We start from the raw sequence: 15,259 nt of genomic DNA on the forward strand, positions 1-15,259 counted from the left end.
GCAAGACGCAGTGGTTGAGCGAGCTCTACTACACTGGTTTCATCAGCTTTTACAGCCCTACTCAACTGTGCGGAGGTGTGACGACGAAATCGAATTCTAACGAATGACCAATTTCTGTCCCACTCTCTGAATGTACATTTACTGATTATGATTCTAACTTCTTTTCAGCCGTCTTGTGAACAGCTTTGATACTAATATTCCCATTGCTGGTCATGACGGCTTTGAGTTGTTTTTCACTTGGATGTTCCAGGTAATAATCGGTAATAGCATCTTCGATATGGTCTTGGATGGTACGACGGAGTGGGCGGGCCCCCATTTTTGGATCGTAACCCAGATCGACCAATTTTTCTTTGACCTTCTCTGTTACATCCAGATGAATCTCATTTTGTGCGAGACGTTGATTGACTTCATCGAGCATGAGGGTAACGATTTGGAGAAGGTTTTCTTTTGATAGAGGTTGGAATTCAATGATCCCATCAAAACGGTTCATGAATTCAGGGCTAAAGAAGTTACCGAGTTCTCCAAGTACAGAGTTGGTTCGACCTTCGCGAGCAGCTCCAAAACCAACATTGGCCTCAGCTTTGCCGGTTCCAGCATTAGAGGTCATGATGATAATGGTATCTTTAAAGCTGACGGTACGGCCTTGACCATCTGTCAAACGGCCATCATCTAAAACTTGCAAGAACATGTGCATGACGTCTGGATGGGCTTTTTCCACTTCATCCAACAACACGAGAGAGTAAGGATTGCGACGGACCTTTTCCGTTAGTTGTCCGGCTTCATCGTAGCCAACATAGCCCGGAGGAGCTCCGACTAGTTTCGCTACGCTATGTTTTTCCATGTATTCGCTCATATCAAAGCGGATCATATTGTCTGCAGAGCCAAAGAGCTCGATCGCCAATTGTTTAGACAATTCGGTCTTTCCGACACCGGTAGGTCCGACAAAGAGGAAGCTTCCGATCGGACGGTTAGGTGATCCTAGGCCAACACGATTGCGTCGAATGGCTTTCGCGATTTTATCTACGGCATCGTCTTGACCAATCACATGAGCTTTCAAATCAGAAGCCAGATTGATCAATTGAGACTGTTCTTTTTCTTTCAAATCGCCAACAGGAATATTAGTCTTTTGTTCAACGATGTGTTCAATCGTTTTTTCACTGATGACAGGGGTCTCCTGATCAGTGACATGTTGACCTTGCATTTCCTTGTATTTCGCGATTTGGTCACGAAAGTAGGCTGCTTTTTCAAAGTCTTCTTCGCGGGTTGCTTGAGCTTTGAGGTTTTCAGCTTCAATCAAGCGCTGATCAATCACTTTTGGATCCACAAAGTTCAGAGTCAGGTTCATTTTAGACCCGGCTTCATCCAACAAATCAATGGCCTTGTCTGGCAGGAAGCGATCTTGGATGTAGCGGTTTGAAAGAATAGCTGCTGCTTCGATAGCTCCGTCTGTATAGTGGACGTGGTGGTAGTCTTCGTATTTTTTCTGGATACCCTTGAGGATGGTGATGGTTTCTTCAACCGTTGGTTCATCGACCTTAACGGGCTGCATCCGACGTTCCAAGGCCGCATCTTTTTCAATGATACGGTATTCATTGAGGGTAGTAGCACCGACTAATTGGAGTTCACCGCGCGCTAAGGCTGGTTTGAGGATATTTCCAGCGTCCATATTGCCTTCGCCAGCTGATCCTGCACCAACAATTTCATGGATTTCGTCGATGAACAGAATAACATCTTCGCGTTGACGAATTTCATCCATTAATTTTTGCATGCGTTCTTCGAATTGACCACGAATGCCTGTGCCCTGAACGAGGCTGACGACATCTAGGCGGATGACTTCTTTTCCTTGCAATTTATGTGGAACGTCGCCATCGACGATTTTTTGAGCCAGGCCTTCCACAACGGCAGTTTTTCCGACCCCAGGCTCTCCAATCAGAACCGGGTTGTTCTTGGTTCGACGGTTGAGAATTTCGATGACACGGATAATCTCCTCGTCACGGCCAATGACAGGGTCAATATCTCCTTTGCGGGCAATTTCTGTGACATTGATGCCGAACTCTTCTAAAAGACCTTTTGGCTTTTGAGGACGGGCTTGACGAGGGTCTTGACCACCACCACGGTTATTGTTTTGGCCGTAGCCGCCACCTCCATAACTGCCTCCGGATTGAGTTGGAGGGGTTTGAGGTTCTTGCGGACTTTGGAAGTTTCCAAGGTTATTGAAGAAATCTTCAAAAGGATCTCCAGTGAGTTGGCTCCGTTGGGTCATGCCTTTCAAGAAGCTGTTATTTGGGTCTGTTTTCATAATTTTATAGCAATTTTGACAGAGGTCTACTTGCTGCTGACGTCCATTTACATTTGTATATAAATGGATGGTTGATTCATTTATTTTACAATTTTGACAAAGCATATACATACCTCACAGTAGGTTTTTGATGGTTTTCCATCAAGAGACGAGCCTATTTTCAAAAGGTCAAAAATAGTCAAAGATTTATAGTTTCATTATATCAGTATTCTAGAAGTTTGCAAGAATTTGCTACGGAATGTCGCTAAGGATTGAAGAAGAGAGCAAATCAATGGAAAAATGTGAATTTTTATTGGAAGAGCTTTCTCTTTTATGATAAAATAGGAGAGTAGAAAGTAAAGAGGAGAAATAAAATGGAATCACATTTAGTACGGATTATTAACCGTTTGGAGACGATGACAAAAGACGGTGGAAACTTAAAACGTAATTTTGAACGTGACGGTGTTGTTGTCGCTGAAGTAGCCTACAACCACAATGAAGAAGAAGGTTCAACCTTTACACTTCGTGATGTTGAAGCGCGTGAAACCTATACATTTGATAGCATTGATTTAATTGCAATGGAAATTTATGAATTGCTTTACTAAGCAGCTGTGTGGATGAGTTTGGGGTGGTCTCAAGCTCATTTTTTGTCCATCTGGCTATAGTTTTCGTCTATAAGAAATTCTAATTAGGAACAGTTAGGTTTGAGAGTTGAAATCTGCTATAATAGAGAGGACTATTTTCATTACTTGACTAGAAAGAGAATTGATATGACGACACTCATTGATGGGAAGGCGCTCGCTACAAAATTACAGGGTGAGATTGCAGAGAAAACAGCACGATTAAAAGAAGAGACAGGAGTTGTGCCTGGCCTCGTTGTCATCGTGGTAGGAGATAATCCAGCTAGCAAAATCTATGTAAGAAATAAAGAGCGTTCTGCTATTGCGGCAGGCTTTCGGAGTGAAGTGAGACGACTTCCTGAAAGCATCAGCCAAGCTGAATTATTAGAAGTGATCGAACACTACAATCAGGATCCCCTTTGGCATGGGATTTTGGTGCAGTTGCCACTGCCTAAGCATATCGATGCGGATGCAGTCCTTTTAGCGATTGACCCGGCAAAAGATGTGGATGGCTTTCATCCATTGAATATGGGGCGCTTGTGGGCTGGAAATCCTATTATGGTGCCATCGACCCCCGCTGGCATCATGGAGATGTTCAAAGAGTACGGGATTGATCTAGAAGGGAAGCGAGCAGTCGTGATTGGTCGTTCCAATATCGTTGGAAAACCAATGGCGCAGTTGCTCCTCGCCAAAAATGCGACGGTAACCTTGACCCATTCCCGGACCCATCATCTGCCTAAAATTGCTAGAAGAGCAGATATCTTGGTTGTTGCGATCGGTCGTGCGAAATTTGTAACAGCAGACTTCGTGAAAGAAGGTGCCGTCGTTATTGACGTCGGAATGAATCGCGATGAGAATGGCAAATTGTGTGGGGATGTCGATTTTGACTCCGTTGCCCCTTTGGCCAGTCATATTACTCCGGTACCAGGAGGGGTTGGGCCTATGACCGTCACAATGCTGATGGAGCAGACCTACGAAGCAGCTGTTCGTGCCTTAAAAAAATGAAAGTGTGAACAAGATGAAGTTTGTATTTGATTTAGATGGAACCCTGTCATTCGATGGTGTCACAATCGATGATGAAATCAAACAGGTCTTATTGAGAGCAGAAGAATTTGGTCATGAAGTTGCCTTTGCTTCTGCACGTTCTTACCGGGACTGCTTGGGCCTTTTAGGAGATCCATTGAGTCAGCAACTCGTGATAGGCTTAAATGGTGGATTGGCCTATCGCCAGGGGCAATTGGTATATGAGGAACAATTGGACAAGGATGTGTATCGGGAAGTCCTTGGCTTTTGTCGCCATTACAATCTACCATTTTTTGTGGATGATACCTTTGATTATAGCGGACAGATTTTGGAAAAGATTCCTTTTGTTGCGAATGTAGATCCCCTCAAGAAAGCCCAGTATCGGTCTTTAGAGGAGCTGACAGATCCGATTAAGGTCGTGATCTATATGGGTGGCCATGAGGAGCTCGTGGATGAGATCATCGAGCGGATTGAAAAGACAGACAAGGCCCATATCCGCTATCATGCGCATGAAAAATGCATCTATCTCAATCCAGCAGACACGCATAAAGCGACAACCGTAGAAGAACTCTGTGGAGAGAATTTCGTGGCTTTTGGCAATGATCAAAATGATATCGAGCTCTTTGAAAAAGCTCTTTATGCAGTTCAGATTGGTGATTTTCCAGCCCTTCAGCCTTATGCGGATGATCAATTGGTAGCCAAACAAAATCAACCACAAGCTGTGGCTGCTAAGATCTTGCAAGTCTTCGCAGAATTCAGAGGAAAATAAAAGATGGAGGGGGAGTCGTGGCTTCTCCTTTTTCGCTAGAAATGAGGAAGGTATGAAAACAGTTCAGAAAGAAGAGATCCAACGTGTCATTGCAAAGCGAGAGGTGAATTCTTATAAGGGAGATTTTGGTCGCCTGCTCTTGATTGGGGGGACTTACCCCTATGGGGGAGCCATCATTATGGCGGCGCTTGCTGCGGTTCATAGTGGTGCGGGGCTGGTTACTGTCGCAACAGATCCTGATAATCTGACAGCCCTTCATAGCCATCTTCCTGAAGCTATGGGCTTTGATTTGGCAGATCACGAACTCCTTTGTGAGCAGCTCCAAAAAGCCAGCGTGATTCTTGTCGGTCCAGGCTTTAAGGAAGCAAGAGAAAACCAAGCAATCTTGCACATGATTTTTGAGCAAGTCTCTAGCCAGCAGGTCTTGATATTAGATGGAGGAGCTATTAGTCTTTTTGCAGCCTCTCAGTTTGACCTGCCAGAGGCTCAGTTGGTCTTTACCCCCCATCAAAAAGAATGGGAAAAACTGTCAGGGCTTGATCTAGCAAGCCAGACAGAAGGCAAGAGTCGAAGAGCAGTACAGAACTTTCCTCAAGGGACTGTCATTGTAGAAAAAGGGCCACACACCCGCATTTGGACAAGTGGGCAAGATGAGGGCTATCAGCTAGATGTTGGTGGTCCCTATCAAGCAACAGGGGGTATGGGAGATACCTTGGCAGGGATGATCGCAGGATTTGCGGGTCAATTCCCACAGGTCAGTCTCTATGAGCGCGTGGTGGTTGCGACCTATCTCCATTCAGCCATTGCTGAGGACTTGAGCAAGGAGGCCTATGTGGTTCTACCCACGACCATTAGCCAAGAAATTCCCAAATGGATGAAAAAGTGGAGTGACAAAGATCAGGTTACCAGCACTGAAAATAGAAAATAGGTAAAAAAGATGAAGGAAAGCATTCGAAAAGCAAATCAGTATATCGATGAAAACAGGGAGAAGGTTGACCAGCAATATAGAGGAGCATTTCATTTGCTACCTCCAATCGGCTGGATGAACGATCCAAATGGCTTTGTTTATTTCCGAGGGGAATACCATTTGTTTTACCAATTCTATCCCTATGATAGTGTTTGGGGTCCCATGCATTGGGGGCATGCCAAATCAAAAGATCTTCTCCATTGGGAAGAATTGCCAGTAGCTTTAGCACCAAGTGAAAGCTATGATAAGGATGGTTGTTTCTCGGGTAGTGCTATTGTGAAAGATGACAAGCTCTATTTGCTTTATACTGGTCATGTAGACGATGGGGAAAAGCGAGAAGAGACGCAGTGTCTTGCGGTGTCGACAGATAGCATTACCTTTGAAAAGTTGCCTACTAATCCAGTAATCCATGCTCAACATATTGAGGGGATCGCAGATATTGCAGATTTTCGTGATCCTAAAGTATTTGAATATCAAGGAAACTATTACGCTGTCGTTGCTTCTAAGACACCAGACGAAAGAGGTCAAATTCTCCTATTTGCATCAAGTAATCTAGTAGATTGGGACTTTACATCAGTCCTTCTAGAAGGTGAAAAAGGGCAAGGGATTATGTGGGAGTGTCCCGATTTCTTCCCTTTAGATGGTAAATGGGTCTTGATCCTGTCTCCCATTGAAATGGAAAGGCAGCAAGAAAAATACTGGAACTTAAATTCGACAGTTGCTTTTATCGGTGACATGAATTGGGAAACAGGGCGCTTTCATGTCGATTCCTATGATGAAATGGATGGTGGTTTGGATTTCTATGCCCCTCAAACTTGTCAAGGACCAAATGGCGAACGATACATGGTTGCCTGGATGCAAATGTGGCACCGGTCTATCCCCAGTCATGATTTAGCTCATGGGTGGGCAGGTAGTATGACTCTTCCAAGAAAATTGTCTCTGAAAGACGGACGATTGGTTCAGGAGTTACCTGAGTCAGTGAACGAACACTTTCTTGTAGAGCATACGTCTGAAACTATTGTTCAGGGCAATCAGATCACGATTCCGGCTAGAGGGAAACAAACCTTGTTTGAGCTAGATGCCAAACCGGGTCGCTCCTTTATCCTTGGATATGGCGATGAAACCGATCCTGATAGTGTCTTGCAATTGGTTTACGACGCCTCTCAAAAACGCTTTAGCTTAAGTCGAGACCAATTTGGGCACCCAATTTCTGGAAAAGAAAATCCAGTATTTCAATCGAGATGGATTCAGTTAAATGCTGAAAAGGATCATCATTTTTCGATCATTCGCGATACCAACTCAATTGAAGTATTCGTGGATGGTAAAACTCTCTCGATGACCTTTTATGAAACGACTGAGAATCCCGTCTATACTCTCACAGCAGATGAAGGGGTCAATTGGGTCGTAAAAACCTATCAAAAATAGGATACAAAAGCCTCCTAAAACAAAAAGACAAGTCTTGTGACTTGTCTTTTTTGTGTATTCCAACTTGGTCTTGAGTTTCATCGAAGAAAATTTGGGAATTGGTCTCATGACCGATCTGACTCTCTTTCCAGAATATCCAAATGTTGTCAAAATTCCGCTGGTTGAAGAGGAAAAAACAGTCTTCTATATTAGTTATGCCTATCCAAATGAAGGGGAACCCCAAGCGCTTCTTAGCTCCTTTATTGAACGGTTAGAAAAGTGTGAAAGATAAGGAAGCTGGTGTCAAACAGACAAGTAGAGGGTAACTTGAATAAAATGAGGCTTGTAGAGAAAGGAAATTCATGATTTCGCTTTGTCTGCCAGCCTTTTTTGGTGTTTTTTGGTATAATTAAACTTGATCATATTCTACAGAAAGGAGTTCCTATGTCCAACTATTTATCCGTATCAAGTTTGACCAAATATTTGAAATTAAAATTTGATAAGGATCCCTATTTGGAAAGGGTTTATCTGACAGGGCAGGTCTCCAATTTCCGAAAACGTCCCAACCACCAATATTTTTCATTAAAAGATGAAAAAGCGGTCATTCAGGCAACGGTCTGGGCTGGGGTTTATCGAAGCTTTGGTTTTGAGCTAGAAGAAGGCATGAAGATCAACGTCATCGGTCGTATTCAGCTCTATGAGCCAAGTGGGAGTTATTCCATTGTCATTGAAAAGGCTGAGCCAGATGGGGTAGGGGCCTTGGCCATCCAATTTGAGCAACTCAAGAAAAAGTTGACCGAAGAAGGGCTCTTTCAGGACCGGTGGAAGCAAGCTCTGCCACAATTTTCAAGAAAGATCGGGGTCATCACCAGTCAAAGTGGGGCCGTGATTCGCGATATTATCACAACGGTGAGCCGACGCTTCCCTGGTGTAGAGATTGTGCTCTACCCGACCAAGGTTCAGGGAGAAGGCGCATCTAGTGAGGTGGTTGCTAATATTCAAAGGGCTAACCAACGGGATGATTTGGATGTCTTGATTATCGGTCGTGGGGGTGGTTCGATTGAAGATCTCTGGGCCTTTAATGAAGAAGCAGTGGTGCGAGCCATTTTTGAATCGCGGATTCCGATTATCTCCAGTGTTGGACATGAGACAGATACGACTCTAGCCGATTTTGTAGCAGACCGACGAGCTGCTACTCCGACAGCAGCTGCTGAATTGGCTACTCCAGTAACCAAATTGGATCTCTTGTCCCATTTACAAAAGCAGGAAAATCGTATGGCAACAGCAATGTCCAATCGCTTGGCCTATAATCGTGAACGCTTGGCCAAATTAAGTCAATCGGTTATTTTTAGACAGCCTGAAAGACTCTATGATGGCTACCTGCAAAAAATTGACCAGTTGCAATTGCGATTGAAACAAGGAATGCGCGATGCTTATGGACAAGGGGCCAATCAGCTGCAAGGTCTGCGTCATCGCTTAGAAGCCACGTCTCCTTTGCATCGTATTGAGCGCTACCAGGACCGCCTGCTCCAAGATAAGAGAATCTTAACCAACCGAATGGAACAAGTCCTTAAAGAGCAAAAGATCAAGGTGCAAGGCTTATCAGAAGCCCTCTTGATGCTCGATACCAGTAGGATTATTGCGCGTGGCTATGCCATGGTTAAGCAAGACGATCAGGTTCTAGACTCGGTTGCGAAAGTAACAGAAGGGGACCCTCTGTCACTCATCATGAGAGATGGTCAGTTAGAAGTAGAGGTAAAACATGTCGAAAGAAAAGAAATTTGAAGAAAATTTAGCAGATTTGGAAGCCATCGTCCAAAAATTGGAAAGTGGTGATGTGGCTTTAGAAGAAGCTATTACAGAATTCCAAAAAGGAATGAAATTGTCAAAAGAATTGCAAGATACCTTGGATCAAGCAGAGAAAACCTTGGTCAAGGTCATGCAAGCAGATGGTACTGAAGCGGATCTAGCATGAGACAAGAAGAAAAACGAAATAGAGTAGAGCAAGCGGTTCGCTCTTTTTATGAGGAGAAAGCCGTTGCCCCCCATTTAGTGGAGTCGGTCCTGTATTCGATCCAGGCAGGTGGAAAACGCCTGCGCCCCTTGCTCCTTCTAGAATTGTTTGAGGCCTTTGGGCTGGAATTGACAGAGGCTCACTTTCAAGTAGCAGGGGCTTTAGAGATGATCCATACAGGAAGTCTCATTCACGATGATTTGCCAGCTATGGACAATGATGATTACCGTCGGGGGCAATTGACCAATCATAAGAAATTCGGAGAAGACCTGGCGATTTTAGCAGGGGATGCGCTTTTTCTCGATCCTTTTGGAATAATAGCTGCGAGTGCCCTTCCTGATGCGGTCAAGGTCTCTTTGATTCTTGAATTGTCAGATGCTTCCGGTAGTCGTGGAATGGTAGCTGGCCAAGTCCTTGATATGGAAGGGGAGCACAAACAGCTCACTCTAGCAGAGTTGCAGACCATCCATGCCAATAAGACAGGACGCCTCCTTGCCTATCCTTTCATCGCAGCTGGTTTGATTTTAGAGTTGCAAGCAGATATTGCTCAGCTCTTAGGAAAAATCGGGAAAAAATTAGGCCTGGCTTTTCAAGTACGGGATGATATTTTGGATCTGGTCGCTGATTTTGAAGCTTTGGGGAAGACCCCTCAAAAGGACTTAGTAGCTGAAAAATCGACCTATCCAGCCCTGTTGGGATTGGAAGAATCAAAAGCTTTGCTGACAAGCGAATTAGACGCTTGCGAGGACTTGTTGGATCAGATTACAGCTGCTTGTGACTTTGATCCGCGAGCGATCAAGAAATTAATAGAAGGATTACGAATAGATGGCTAAGGAAAGAGTGGATGTATTAGCCTATAAACAAGGCCTATTTGATACCCGTGAACAAGCCAAAAGAGGGGTGATGGCAGGCCTTGTCGTTGCCGTTATCAATGGTGAGCGCTTCGATAAACCGGGTGAAAAAATTGATGAAGCAACCGAGTTGAAATTAAAGGGCGAAAAGCTCAAATATGTCAGCCGGGGCGGTCTTAAATTAGAAAAAGCACTGAACCAATTTGGTTTATCTGTAGAGAGTAAAATTGCCATTGATATCGGGGCTTCTACAGGTGGCTTTACAGATGTCATGCTGCAAAACGGAGCCAGTCAGGTCTTTTCGGTGGATGTCGGGACCAATCAGTTGGCCTGGAAATTGCGCAATGATCCTCGGGTGGTCTCGATGGAACAGTTCAATTTCCGCTATGCCGAGCCAGATGATTTTGAAGCGACACCGAGCTTTGCGAGTATCGATGTCAGCTTTATTTCCTTGGACTTGATTCTACCAGCCCTTCACCGGATTTTGGCAGATAATGGACAAGTCGTGGCCTTGGTCAAACCTCAGTTTGAGGCAGGACGCGAACAGATCGGGAAAAATGGGATCATTAAGGATCCTAAGATTCATTTAGCCGTTCTTGAAAAGGTCGCTGCTTTTGCAGGGACACATGGCTTTGCGGTAATGGGAGTGGATTATTCCCCTATCCAAGGAGGCCATGGCAACATCGAATTTTTGATGTATCTAGAAAAAAAAGAAGAGAAAACAAAGCCGACTACAGAGCAGCTGGAGGCTGTTGTGGAGCGGGCACACAAGGAATTTAAACATGAAGAGTAAGAATATCAGATTAGAAAAAATTCGCCGTTTCATTCGCGATCATGAAGTGGGGACGCAAGAAGAGATCGTCGAACATTTGAAAGAAGAAGGCATCTCAGCAACCCAAGCGACAGTGTCACGGGATATCAAAGAATTGGGCATCGTAAAACGCCCTCTGAAAGACATGACCTATGTCTATGAATTGCCACGTAAGCACCACCAAGGGATCGGGATGATCGAAAGCAATATTTTGTCTCATCGTCGCATGGGAGAATATGTCAATTTCACCATGGTTCCGGGGACAGCGCCTTTAGTTAAACGTCGCTTACGGGAGATTTATAAGGAGCATATCTTTAGTATTGTTGCAGATGATGATACGATCTTGTTGATTGCTTATTCCGCACCAGAAGCAGAGAATATCCTCAAATCAATCTTTGGGTGGTAAGAGCCTATGCTATTAGAAATTTCGATTAAGAACTTTGCCATTATCGAAGAGATTTCCTTAAATTTTGAAAAGGGAATGACGGTACTGACAGGGGAAACAGGTGCAGGGAAATCCATCATTATCGATGCCATGAATATGATGCTGGGAAGCCGTGCAACGACGGATGTCATTCGACACGGAGCCCCAAAAGCGGAAATCGAAGGTCTCTTTGCTGTTGAGAGCAATCGCCACTTGACGGCTCTCTTTGAAGAGCAAGGACTAGAGTGGACCGATGAGTTGATCATTCGCCGAGAGATTCTGCAAAATGGACGAAGTGTCAGCCGGATCAATGGCCAAATGGTGAATTTATCGGTCTTAAAAGCAGTCGGTCAACATTTGGTGGACATCCATGGCCAGCATGATCAGGAAGAACTCATGCGCCCCCAATTGCATATCACTATGCTAGATGAATTTGGAGACGCAGCCTTTTTCAAAACGAAAGCCGTTTATCGTCAGACCTTTGAAGACTACAAACGCCTGCGTAAACAAGTGGTGGAACTCCAGCGCAACCAGCAGGAAAACAAGGCCCGTATTGAGATGTTGGAGTTTCAGATTGCAGAGATTGAGGCAGCTGCCTTGGAAGTGGAGGAGGACCTGCGTCTGGAGCAAGAGCGCCAACGCCTGCTCAATCATAAGATGATCGCAGATACCCTAACCAATGCCTATACCATGCTGGATGCAGAAGAGTTTTCTAGCCTTTCCAATGTTCGCTCAGCCATGAATGATCTGGAAAGCATTGAAGAATATGATCCCAGCTACAAAGAGCTCTCAAGCCAGTTATCGGAAACTTTCTATGCCCTTGAGGATATTACCAAGCGCTTAGAAGATGTGGTCGATGGTCTGGAGTTTGATGGCAATCGCCTCATGCAGGTGGAGTCACGTTTGGATTTGATTCATTCCATCACACGAAAGTATGGTGGCCAAGTCAAGGATGTCTTGGAATACCTGGCACAAATCACTAAAGAATATAGCCTCCTCACCGGAAGTGACCTCTCATCCGAGGAATTAGAAAAAGAACTCAAACGTTTGGAAAAGAGTTTGGTCACTTTAGCTCAAGATTTAAGTGAGCAGCGGCATGCTCTGGCCCAAGCTTTGGAAAATGAAATCCAACAAGAATTAGCGGACCTCTACATGGACAAGGCGCGCTTCCAGGTGCGCTTTAGCAAGGCGAAGTTTAATCGTGAGGGAAATGAAGCTGTCGAATTTTACATTTCGACCAACCCAGGTGAGGACTTTAAACCGCTGGTCAAGGTAGCATCTGGCGGAGAATTGTCACGTTTGATGTTGGCCATTAAGTCTGCTTTTTCTCGAAAAGAAGGAAAAACCAGTATCGTCTTTGATGAGGTGGACACAGGAGTTTCTGGGCGCGTGGCCCAAGCGATCGCAGCGAAAATTCATAAGATTGGTCAAAATGGCCAAGTGCTTGCTATTTCGCACCTACCTCAAGTCATCGCAGCAGCGGATTATCAATTCTATATTGAAAAGATCAGTGATGCACACTCAACTGTATCTACTGTGCGCTTGCTCAATAGAGAAGAACGAATCGAAGAAATTGCTAAGATGCTTGCAGGAGAGGATCTAACGGAAGCTGCCCGTCAACAGGCAGAGCAACTTCTCAAGCGTTAAGAGAAAGAAGGTTTATAACCATGTCAACATACTTTGTCGTCGGAGATATTCACGGGAAAGCCCAAATGCTAGAAGAGCTCATGACAGAGTGGGACGGAAAAGCTCAATTGGTCTTTTTAGGGGATTTGATAGATCGAGGTGAAAACAGCAAGCGATCGATTGAGATTGTAAAAGACTACGTAGACCATCACGGAGCTGTTTGCCTTTCCGGAAATCACGAGTACATGTTTTTAGCTTGGTTGGACAATCCAGAAGAGCGTTATGACCACTACCGAAGAAATGGTGGCGATACGACCATTAATTCTCTATTGGGACGCCCGCTCGATGCTCCTGTAGATGGGGTTGCAGATGCGCAAGCAGTAGAGAGCACTGTTCCTGAATTGGTGGCCTTCATCCGCAGTTTGCCCTTTGACTATGAGACGGAGAGCTATTACTTTGTCCATGCCGGTGTGGATCTAACCCTTGAAAATTGGCGAGAAACCAGTGACTACCAAAAGGTATGGATCCGAAAACCATTCCATGAAGCGGAGAATCAGACAGGTAAATGGATCGTCTTTGGTCATACACCGGTCTATGGACTGCTCAATGAGCCAGTCGGTACCGAAAATCTTTGGATTTCAGATCAAAAAATGGGTGTCGATGGGGGCGCTGTTTATGGAGGGGTTCTCCATGGGTTGCTCTTGGATGATCAAGGAATTGTCCAAGACCATGTCCTTCACAATACAGGTTTTTCTGCTGCAGATGATTAAGGGAGCCGAACTAGTTATCTTTCACTGCAAAACCCCGTGTTTTTTGATATAATGAAAGCAGAACATTCTAGGAAGAGTATAGGAATATATGGCAAATATTAAAATAGTTACAGACTCATCTATTACAATTGAGCCTGAAGTGGTTGAAGAATATGGCATTACAATTGTGCCGCTTTCTGTTATGGTGGATGGAGTCCTTTATTCTGACAGTGAGTTGGGTGAAGGGGACTTCTTGCGCTTAATGCAGTCTAGCAAAAATCTTCCAAAGACCAGCCAACCACCCGTTGGAGTTTTTGCGGAAATTTATGAAAAGTTAGCAGCAGACGGAGCTCATATCGTTTCGATTCATATGTCTCATGCCTTGTCAGGAACAGTAGAGGCGGCACGTCAAGGAGCAACCTTGTCAGGAGCAGAAGTGACTGTGATTGATAGTGGCTTTACAGACCAAGCCATGAAGTTCCAAGTCGTTGAAGCAGCCAAGTTGGCCAAAGAAGGAGCTGATTTAGACACTGTCTTGGCCCGCATTGAAGAAGTTAAAGAAAAGACAGAGTTGTATATCGGCGTTTCTACCTTGGAAAATCTGGTTAAAGGTGGTCGCATTGGCCGTGTTACCGGACTTTTGAGCTCGCTTCTTAACATCCGTGTGGTGATGCAAATGAAGGACCATCAGTTGGAACCAATCGTCAAGGGACGTGGAAACAAGACCTTTAAGAAATGGTTGGATGAATTGGTAGAGAAACTTTCCCATAGTAAGGTGGCTGAGATCGGAATCTCTTATGCAGGAACACCAGAGTGGGCCAATGAAATGAAGGCTCAGTTGCAATCGCTCGTTGAAAAAGCGATCCCAGTTCTCGAAACTGGATCGATTATCCAAACCCATACAGGTGAGAATGCATTTGCAGTTTTGGTGCGCTACGAATAAGCTGAATAAATGTTTGAAAAAACAGGTTTAGTACTTGACCTAAAGGCTTTTTTTAGATATTATAGTACTGTTAAGGCGTAAAGCCTAAAAAAATTTGGAGGATTTGTTAAATGGCTAACAAACAAGATTTGATCGCAAAAGTGGCAGAAGCTACAGAATTGACTAAAAAAGATTCAGCAGCAGCTGTTGACGCTGTATTCGCAGCAGTTTCAGAATACCTTTCAAAAGGTGAAAAAGTTCAATTGATCGGTTTCGGTAACTTCGAAGTTCGTGAACGTGCAGCTCGTAAAGGTCGCAACCCACAAACTGGTAAAGAAATCAAAATCGCAGCTTCTAAAGTTCCAGCATTCAAAGCTGGTAAAGCTCTTAAAGAAGCAGTTAAATAATTGCATTTTGAAAAGCCATCCTAGATTTCTAGGGTGGCTTTTTTGTTGGACAGCTCTATAGGATAAGGGTGTAATAGGAAAAAAGAAAGAGAGAAAAGACCATGCGATTCATTGTAGGCCTCTTTGCCTTGTTGTTTATCCGACCTTTTTTGTATCTTCTAAAAGGACTGTGGTTCGTACTGGAGTTCTGTATTATGATCCTCGTGGTCAAAATGATCCTAGGAACCGTGCGCTGGATGACCAGTTGGATCGGCTGAGAGGGGAGAGGAATTTATTAAATTTTACCTTGCATAGTAGAATTAAGTTTGATGCTTAATTCTTTTTTTTTATAAAAAATTTCACTAAATAATAATTAATTTCAAAAAATACTTTTTTTTTTTAGCAACCATAGTAT

General features: G+C 44.2%; 16 protein-coding genes. 15 read left to right on the forward strand and 1 reads right to left on the reverse strand.

All coding sequences use genetic code 11. The annotated features are described in order from the left end of the window. Positions 1 to 145: 145 nt before the first annotated feature. Entirely contained in the window at positions 146 to 2,404 is a 2,259-nt protein-coding gene (locus HMPREF2918_RS01280) for an ATP-dependent Clp protease ATP-binding subunit (RefSeq protein WP_049506983.1), read from the reverse strand. Positions 2,405 to 2,652: 248 nt separating this feature from the next. Between HMPREF2918_RS01280 and HMPREF2918_RS01285 the strand changes: the two genes are divergently transcribed. The 15 genes from HMPREF2918_RS01285 to HMPREF2918_RS01355 all read left to right on the forward strand — a co-directional run bounded on the left by HMPREF2918_RS01285 (position 2,653) and on the right by HMPREF2918_RS01355 (position 14,865). Beyond that, positions 2,653 to 2,883, forward strand: coding sequence for a DUF1797 family protein (locus HMPREF2918_RS01285; RefSeq protein WP_003005989.1), 231 nt, complete (start codon positions 2,653 to 2,655; stop codon positions 2,881 to 2,883). Between the two features lie 165 nt (positions 2,884 to 3,048). Continuing rightward, on the forward strand, positions 3,049 to 3,903 hold the full coding sequence (locus HMPREF2918_RS01290) for a bifunctional methylenetetrahydrofolate dehydrogenase/methenyltetrahydrofolate cyclohydrolase (protein WP_041826248.1): 855 nt from the start codon (positions 3,049 to 3,051) through the stop codon (positions 3,901 to 3,903). A gap of 13 nt (positions 3,904 to 3,916) precedes the next feature. Further along, entirely contained in the window at positions 3,917 to 4,690 is a 774-nt protein-coding gene (locus tag HMPREF2918_RS01295) for an HAD-IIB family hydrolase (protein WP_049487481.1), read from the forward strand. A gap of 52 nt (positions 4,691 to 4,742) precedes the next feature. Further along, complete coding sequence (locus HMPREF2918_RS01300) at positions 4,743 to 5,618, forward strand: NAD(P)H-hydrate dehydratase (protein WP_070594388.1); 876 nt, start codon at positions 4,743 to 4,745, stop codon at positions 5,616 to 5,618. Positions 5,619 to 5,627: 9 nt separating this feature from the next. Then, positions 5,628 to 7,082 (forward strand): glycoside hydrolase family 32 protein, encoded by a 1,455-nt coding sequence (locus tag HMPREF2918_RS01305; RefSeq protein ID WP_070465432.1) that lies wholly within the window; start codon positions 5,628 to 5,630, stop codon positions 7,080 to 7,082. A 106-nt stretch (positions 7,083 to 7,188) separates the two neighbouring features. Next, positions 7,189 to 7,353: a type 2 periplasmic-binding domain-containing protein gene (locus tag HMPREF2918_RS01310; protein WP_081103068.1), complete on the forward strand. Its 165-nt coding sequence runs from the start codon at positions 7,189 to 7,191 to the stop codon at positions 7,351 to 7,353. Between the two features lie 152 nt (positions 7,354 to 7,505). Beyond that, positions 7,506 to 8,846 (forward strand): exodeoxyribonuclease VII large subunit, encoded by a 1,341-nt coding sequence (gene xseA / locus HMPREF2918_RS01315; RefSeq protein ID WP_070594390.1) that lies wholly within the window; start codon positions 7,506 to 7,508, stop codon positions 8,844 to 8,846. Continuing rightward, positions 8,824 to 9,036, forward strand: a complete 213-nt coding sequence (locus HMPREF2918_RS01320) for an exodeoxyribonuclease VII small subunit (RefSeq protein WP_003006013.1) — start codon at positions 8,824 to 8,826, stop codon at positions 9,034 to 9,036. The genes xseA and HMPREF2918_RS01320 overlap by 23 nt, the downstream gene beginning before the upstream one ends. Then, positions 9,033 to 9,908, forward strand: a complete 876-nt coding sequence (locus HMPREF2918_RS01325) for a polyprenyl synthetase family protein (protein WP_070594391.1) — start codon at positions 9,033 to 9,035, stop codon at positions 9,906 to 9,908. Before HMPREF2918_RS01320 ends, HMPREF2918_RS01325 begins: the two co-directional genes overlap by 4 nt. Next, positions 9,901 to 10,719 carry a TlyA family RNA methyltransferase gene (locus tag HMPREF2918_RS01330; RefSeq protein ID WP_070594392.1) on the forward strand — a complete coding sequence of 273 codons (819 nt, stop codon included), beginning with the start codon at positions 9,901 to 9,903 and terminating at the stop codon, positions 10,717 to 10,719. The genes HMPREF2918_RS01325 and HMPREF2918_RS01330 overlap by 8 nt, the downstream gene beginning before the upstream one ends. Next, the gene (locus tag HMPREF2918_RS01335; RefSeq protein ID WP_003006022.1) at positions 10,709 to 11,143 is read left to right on the forward strand and encodes an arginine repressor; all 435 of its coding nucleotides are present in this window, start codon (positions 10,709 to 10,711) and stop codon (positions 11,141 to 11,143) included. Before HMPREF2918_RS01330 ends, HMPREF2918_RS01335 begins: the two co-directional genes overlap by 11 nt. A gap of 6 nt (positions 11,144 to 11,149) precedes the next feature. Continuing rightward, positions 11,150 to 12,808, forward strand: a complete 1,659-nt coding sequence (gene recN / locus HMPREF2918_RS01340) for a DNA repair protein RecN (protein WP_070594393.1) — start codon at positions 11,150 to 11,152, stop codon at positions 12,806 to 12,808. Between the two features lie 20 nt (positions 12,809 to 12,828). Next, positions 12,829 to 13,557 carry a metallophosphoesterase gene (locus HMPREF2918_RS01345; protein ID WP_070594394.1) on the forward strand — a complete coding sequence of 243 codons (729 nt, stop codon included), beginning with the start codon at positions 12,829 to 12,831 and terminating at the stop codon, positions 13,555 to 13,557. 88 nt (positions 13,558 to 13,645) lie between these two features. Then, positions 13,646 to 14,479: a DegV family protein gene (locus tag HMPREF2918_RS01350; RefSeq protein WP_070594395.1), complete on the forward strand. Its 834-nt coding sequence runs from the start codon at positions 13,646 to 13,648 to the stop codon at positions 14,477 to 14,479. A 110-nt stretch (positions 14,480 to 14,589) separates the two neighbouring features. Continuing rightward, positions 14,590 to 14,865 carry an HU family DNA-binding protein gene (locus HMPREF2918_RS01355; protein ID WP_003006038.1) on the forward strand — a complete coding sequence of 92 codons (276 nt, stop codon included), beginning with the start codon at positions 14,590 to 14,592 and terminating at the stop codon, positions 14,863 to 14,865. Positions 14,866 to 15,259 lie beyond the last annotated feature (394 nt).

It is taken from the genome of Streptococcus sp. HMSC065C01, assembly GCF_001813525.1.
In the GTDB taxonomy this organism is placed as follows: Bacteria; Bacillota; Bacilli; order Lactobacillales; family Streptococcaceae; genus Streptococcus; species Streptococcus parasanguinis_V.

What these genes read in the sequence shown, in the direction of transcription:
- xseA (WP_070594390.1), top strand. Translation starts at nt 7,506, where the DNA reads ATGTCCAACTATTTATCCGTATCAAGTTTGACCAAATATTTGAAATTA.
- HMPREF2918_RS01335 (WP_003006022.1), top strand. Translation starts at nt 10,709, where the DNA reads ATGAAGAGTAAGAATATCAGATTAGAAAAAATTCGCCGTTTCATTCGC.
- HMPREF2918_RS01295 (WP_049487481.1), top strand. Translation starts at nt 3,917, where the DNA reads ATGAAGTTTGTATTTGATTTAGATGGAACCCTGTCATTCGATGGTGTC.
- recN (WP_070594393.1), top strand. Translation starts at nt 11,150, where the DNA reads ATGCTATTAGAAATTTCGATTAAGAACTTTGCCATTATCGAAGAGATT.
- HMPREF2918_RS01320 (WP_003006013.1), top strand. Translation starts at nt 8,824, where the DNA reads ATGTCGAAAGAAAAGAAATTTGAAGAAAATTTAGCAGATTTGGAAGCC.
- HMPREF2918_RS01310 (WP_081103068.1), top strand. Translation starts at nt 7,189, where the DNA reads ATGACCGATCTGACTCTCTTTCCAGAATATCCAAATGTTGTCAAAATT.
- HMPREF2918_RS01330 (WP_070594392.1), top strand. Translation starts at nt 9,901, where the DNA reads ATGGCTAAGGAAAGAGTGGATGTATTAGCCTATAAACAAGGCCTATTT.
- HMPREF2918_RS01285 (WP_003005989.1), top strand. Translation starts at nt 2,653, where the DNA reads ATGGAATCACATTTAGTACGGATTATTAACCGTTTGGAGACGATGACA.
- HMPREF2918_RS01325 (WP_070594391.1), top strand. Translation starts at nt 9,033, where the DNA reads ATGAGACAAGAAGAAAAACGAAATAGAGTAGAGCAAGCGGTTCGCTCT.
- HMPREF2918_RS01350 (WP_070594395.1), top strand. Translation starts at nt 13,646, where the DNA reads ATGGCAAATATTAAAATAGTTACAGACTCATCTATTACAATTGAGCCT.
- HMPREF2918_RS01280 (WP_049506983.1), bottom strand. Translation starts at nt 2,404, where the DNA reads ATGCTTTGTCAAAATTGTAAAATAAATGAATCAACCATCCATTTATAT.
- HMPREF2918_RS01300 (WP_070594388.1), top strand. Translation starts at nt 4,743, where the DNA reads ATGAAAACAGTTCAGAAAGAAGAGATCCAACGTGTCATTGCAAAGCGA.
- HMPREF2918_RS01305 (WP_070465432.1), top strand. Translation starts at nt 5,628, where the DNA reads ATGAAGGAAAGCATTCGAAAAGCAAATCAGTATATCGATGAAAACAGG.
- HMPREF2918_RS01345 (WP_070594394.1), top strand. Translation starts at nt 12,829, where the DNA reads ATGTCAACATACTTTGTCGTCGGAGATATTCACGGGAAAGCCCAAATG.
- HMPREF2918_RS01355 (WP_003006038.1), top strand. Translation starts at nt 14,590, where the DNA reads ATGGCTAACAAACAAGATTTGATCGCAAAAGTGGCAGAAGCTACAGAA.
- HMPREF2918_RS01290 (WP_041826248.1), top strand. Translation starts at nt 3,049, where the DNA reads ATGACGACACTCATTGATGGGAAGGCGCTCGCTACAAAATTACAGGGT.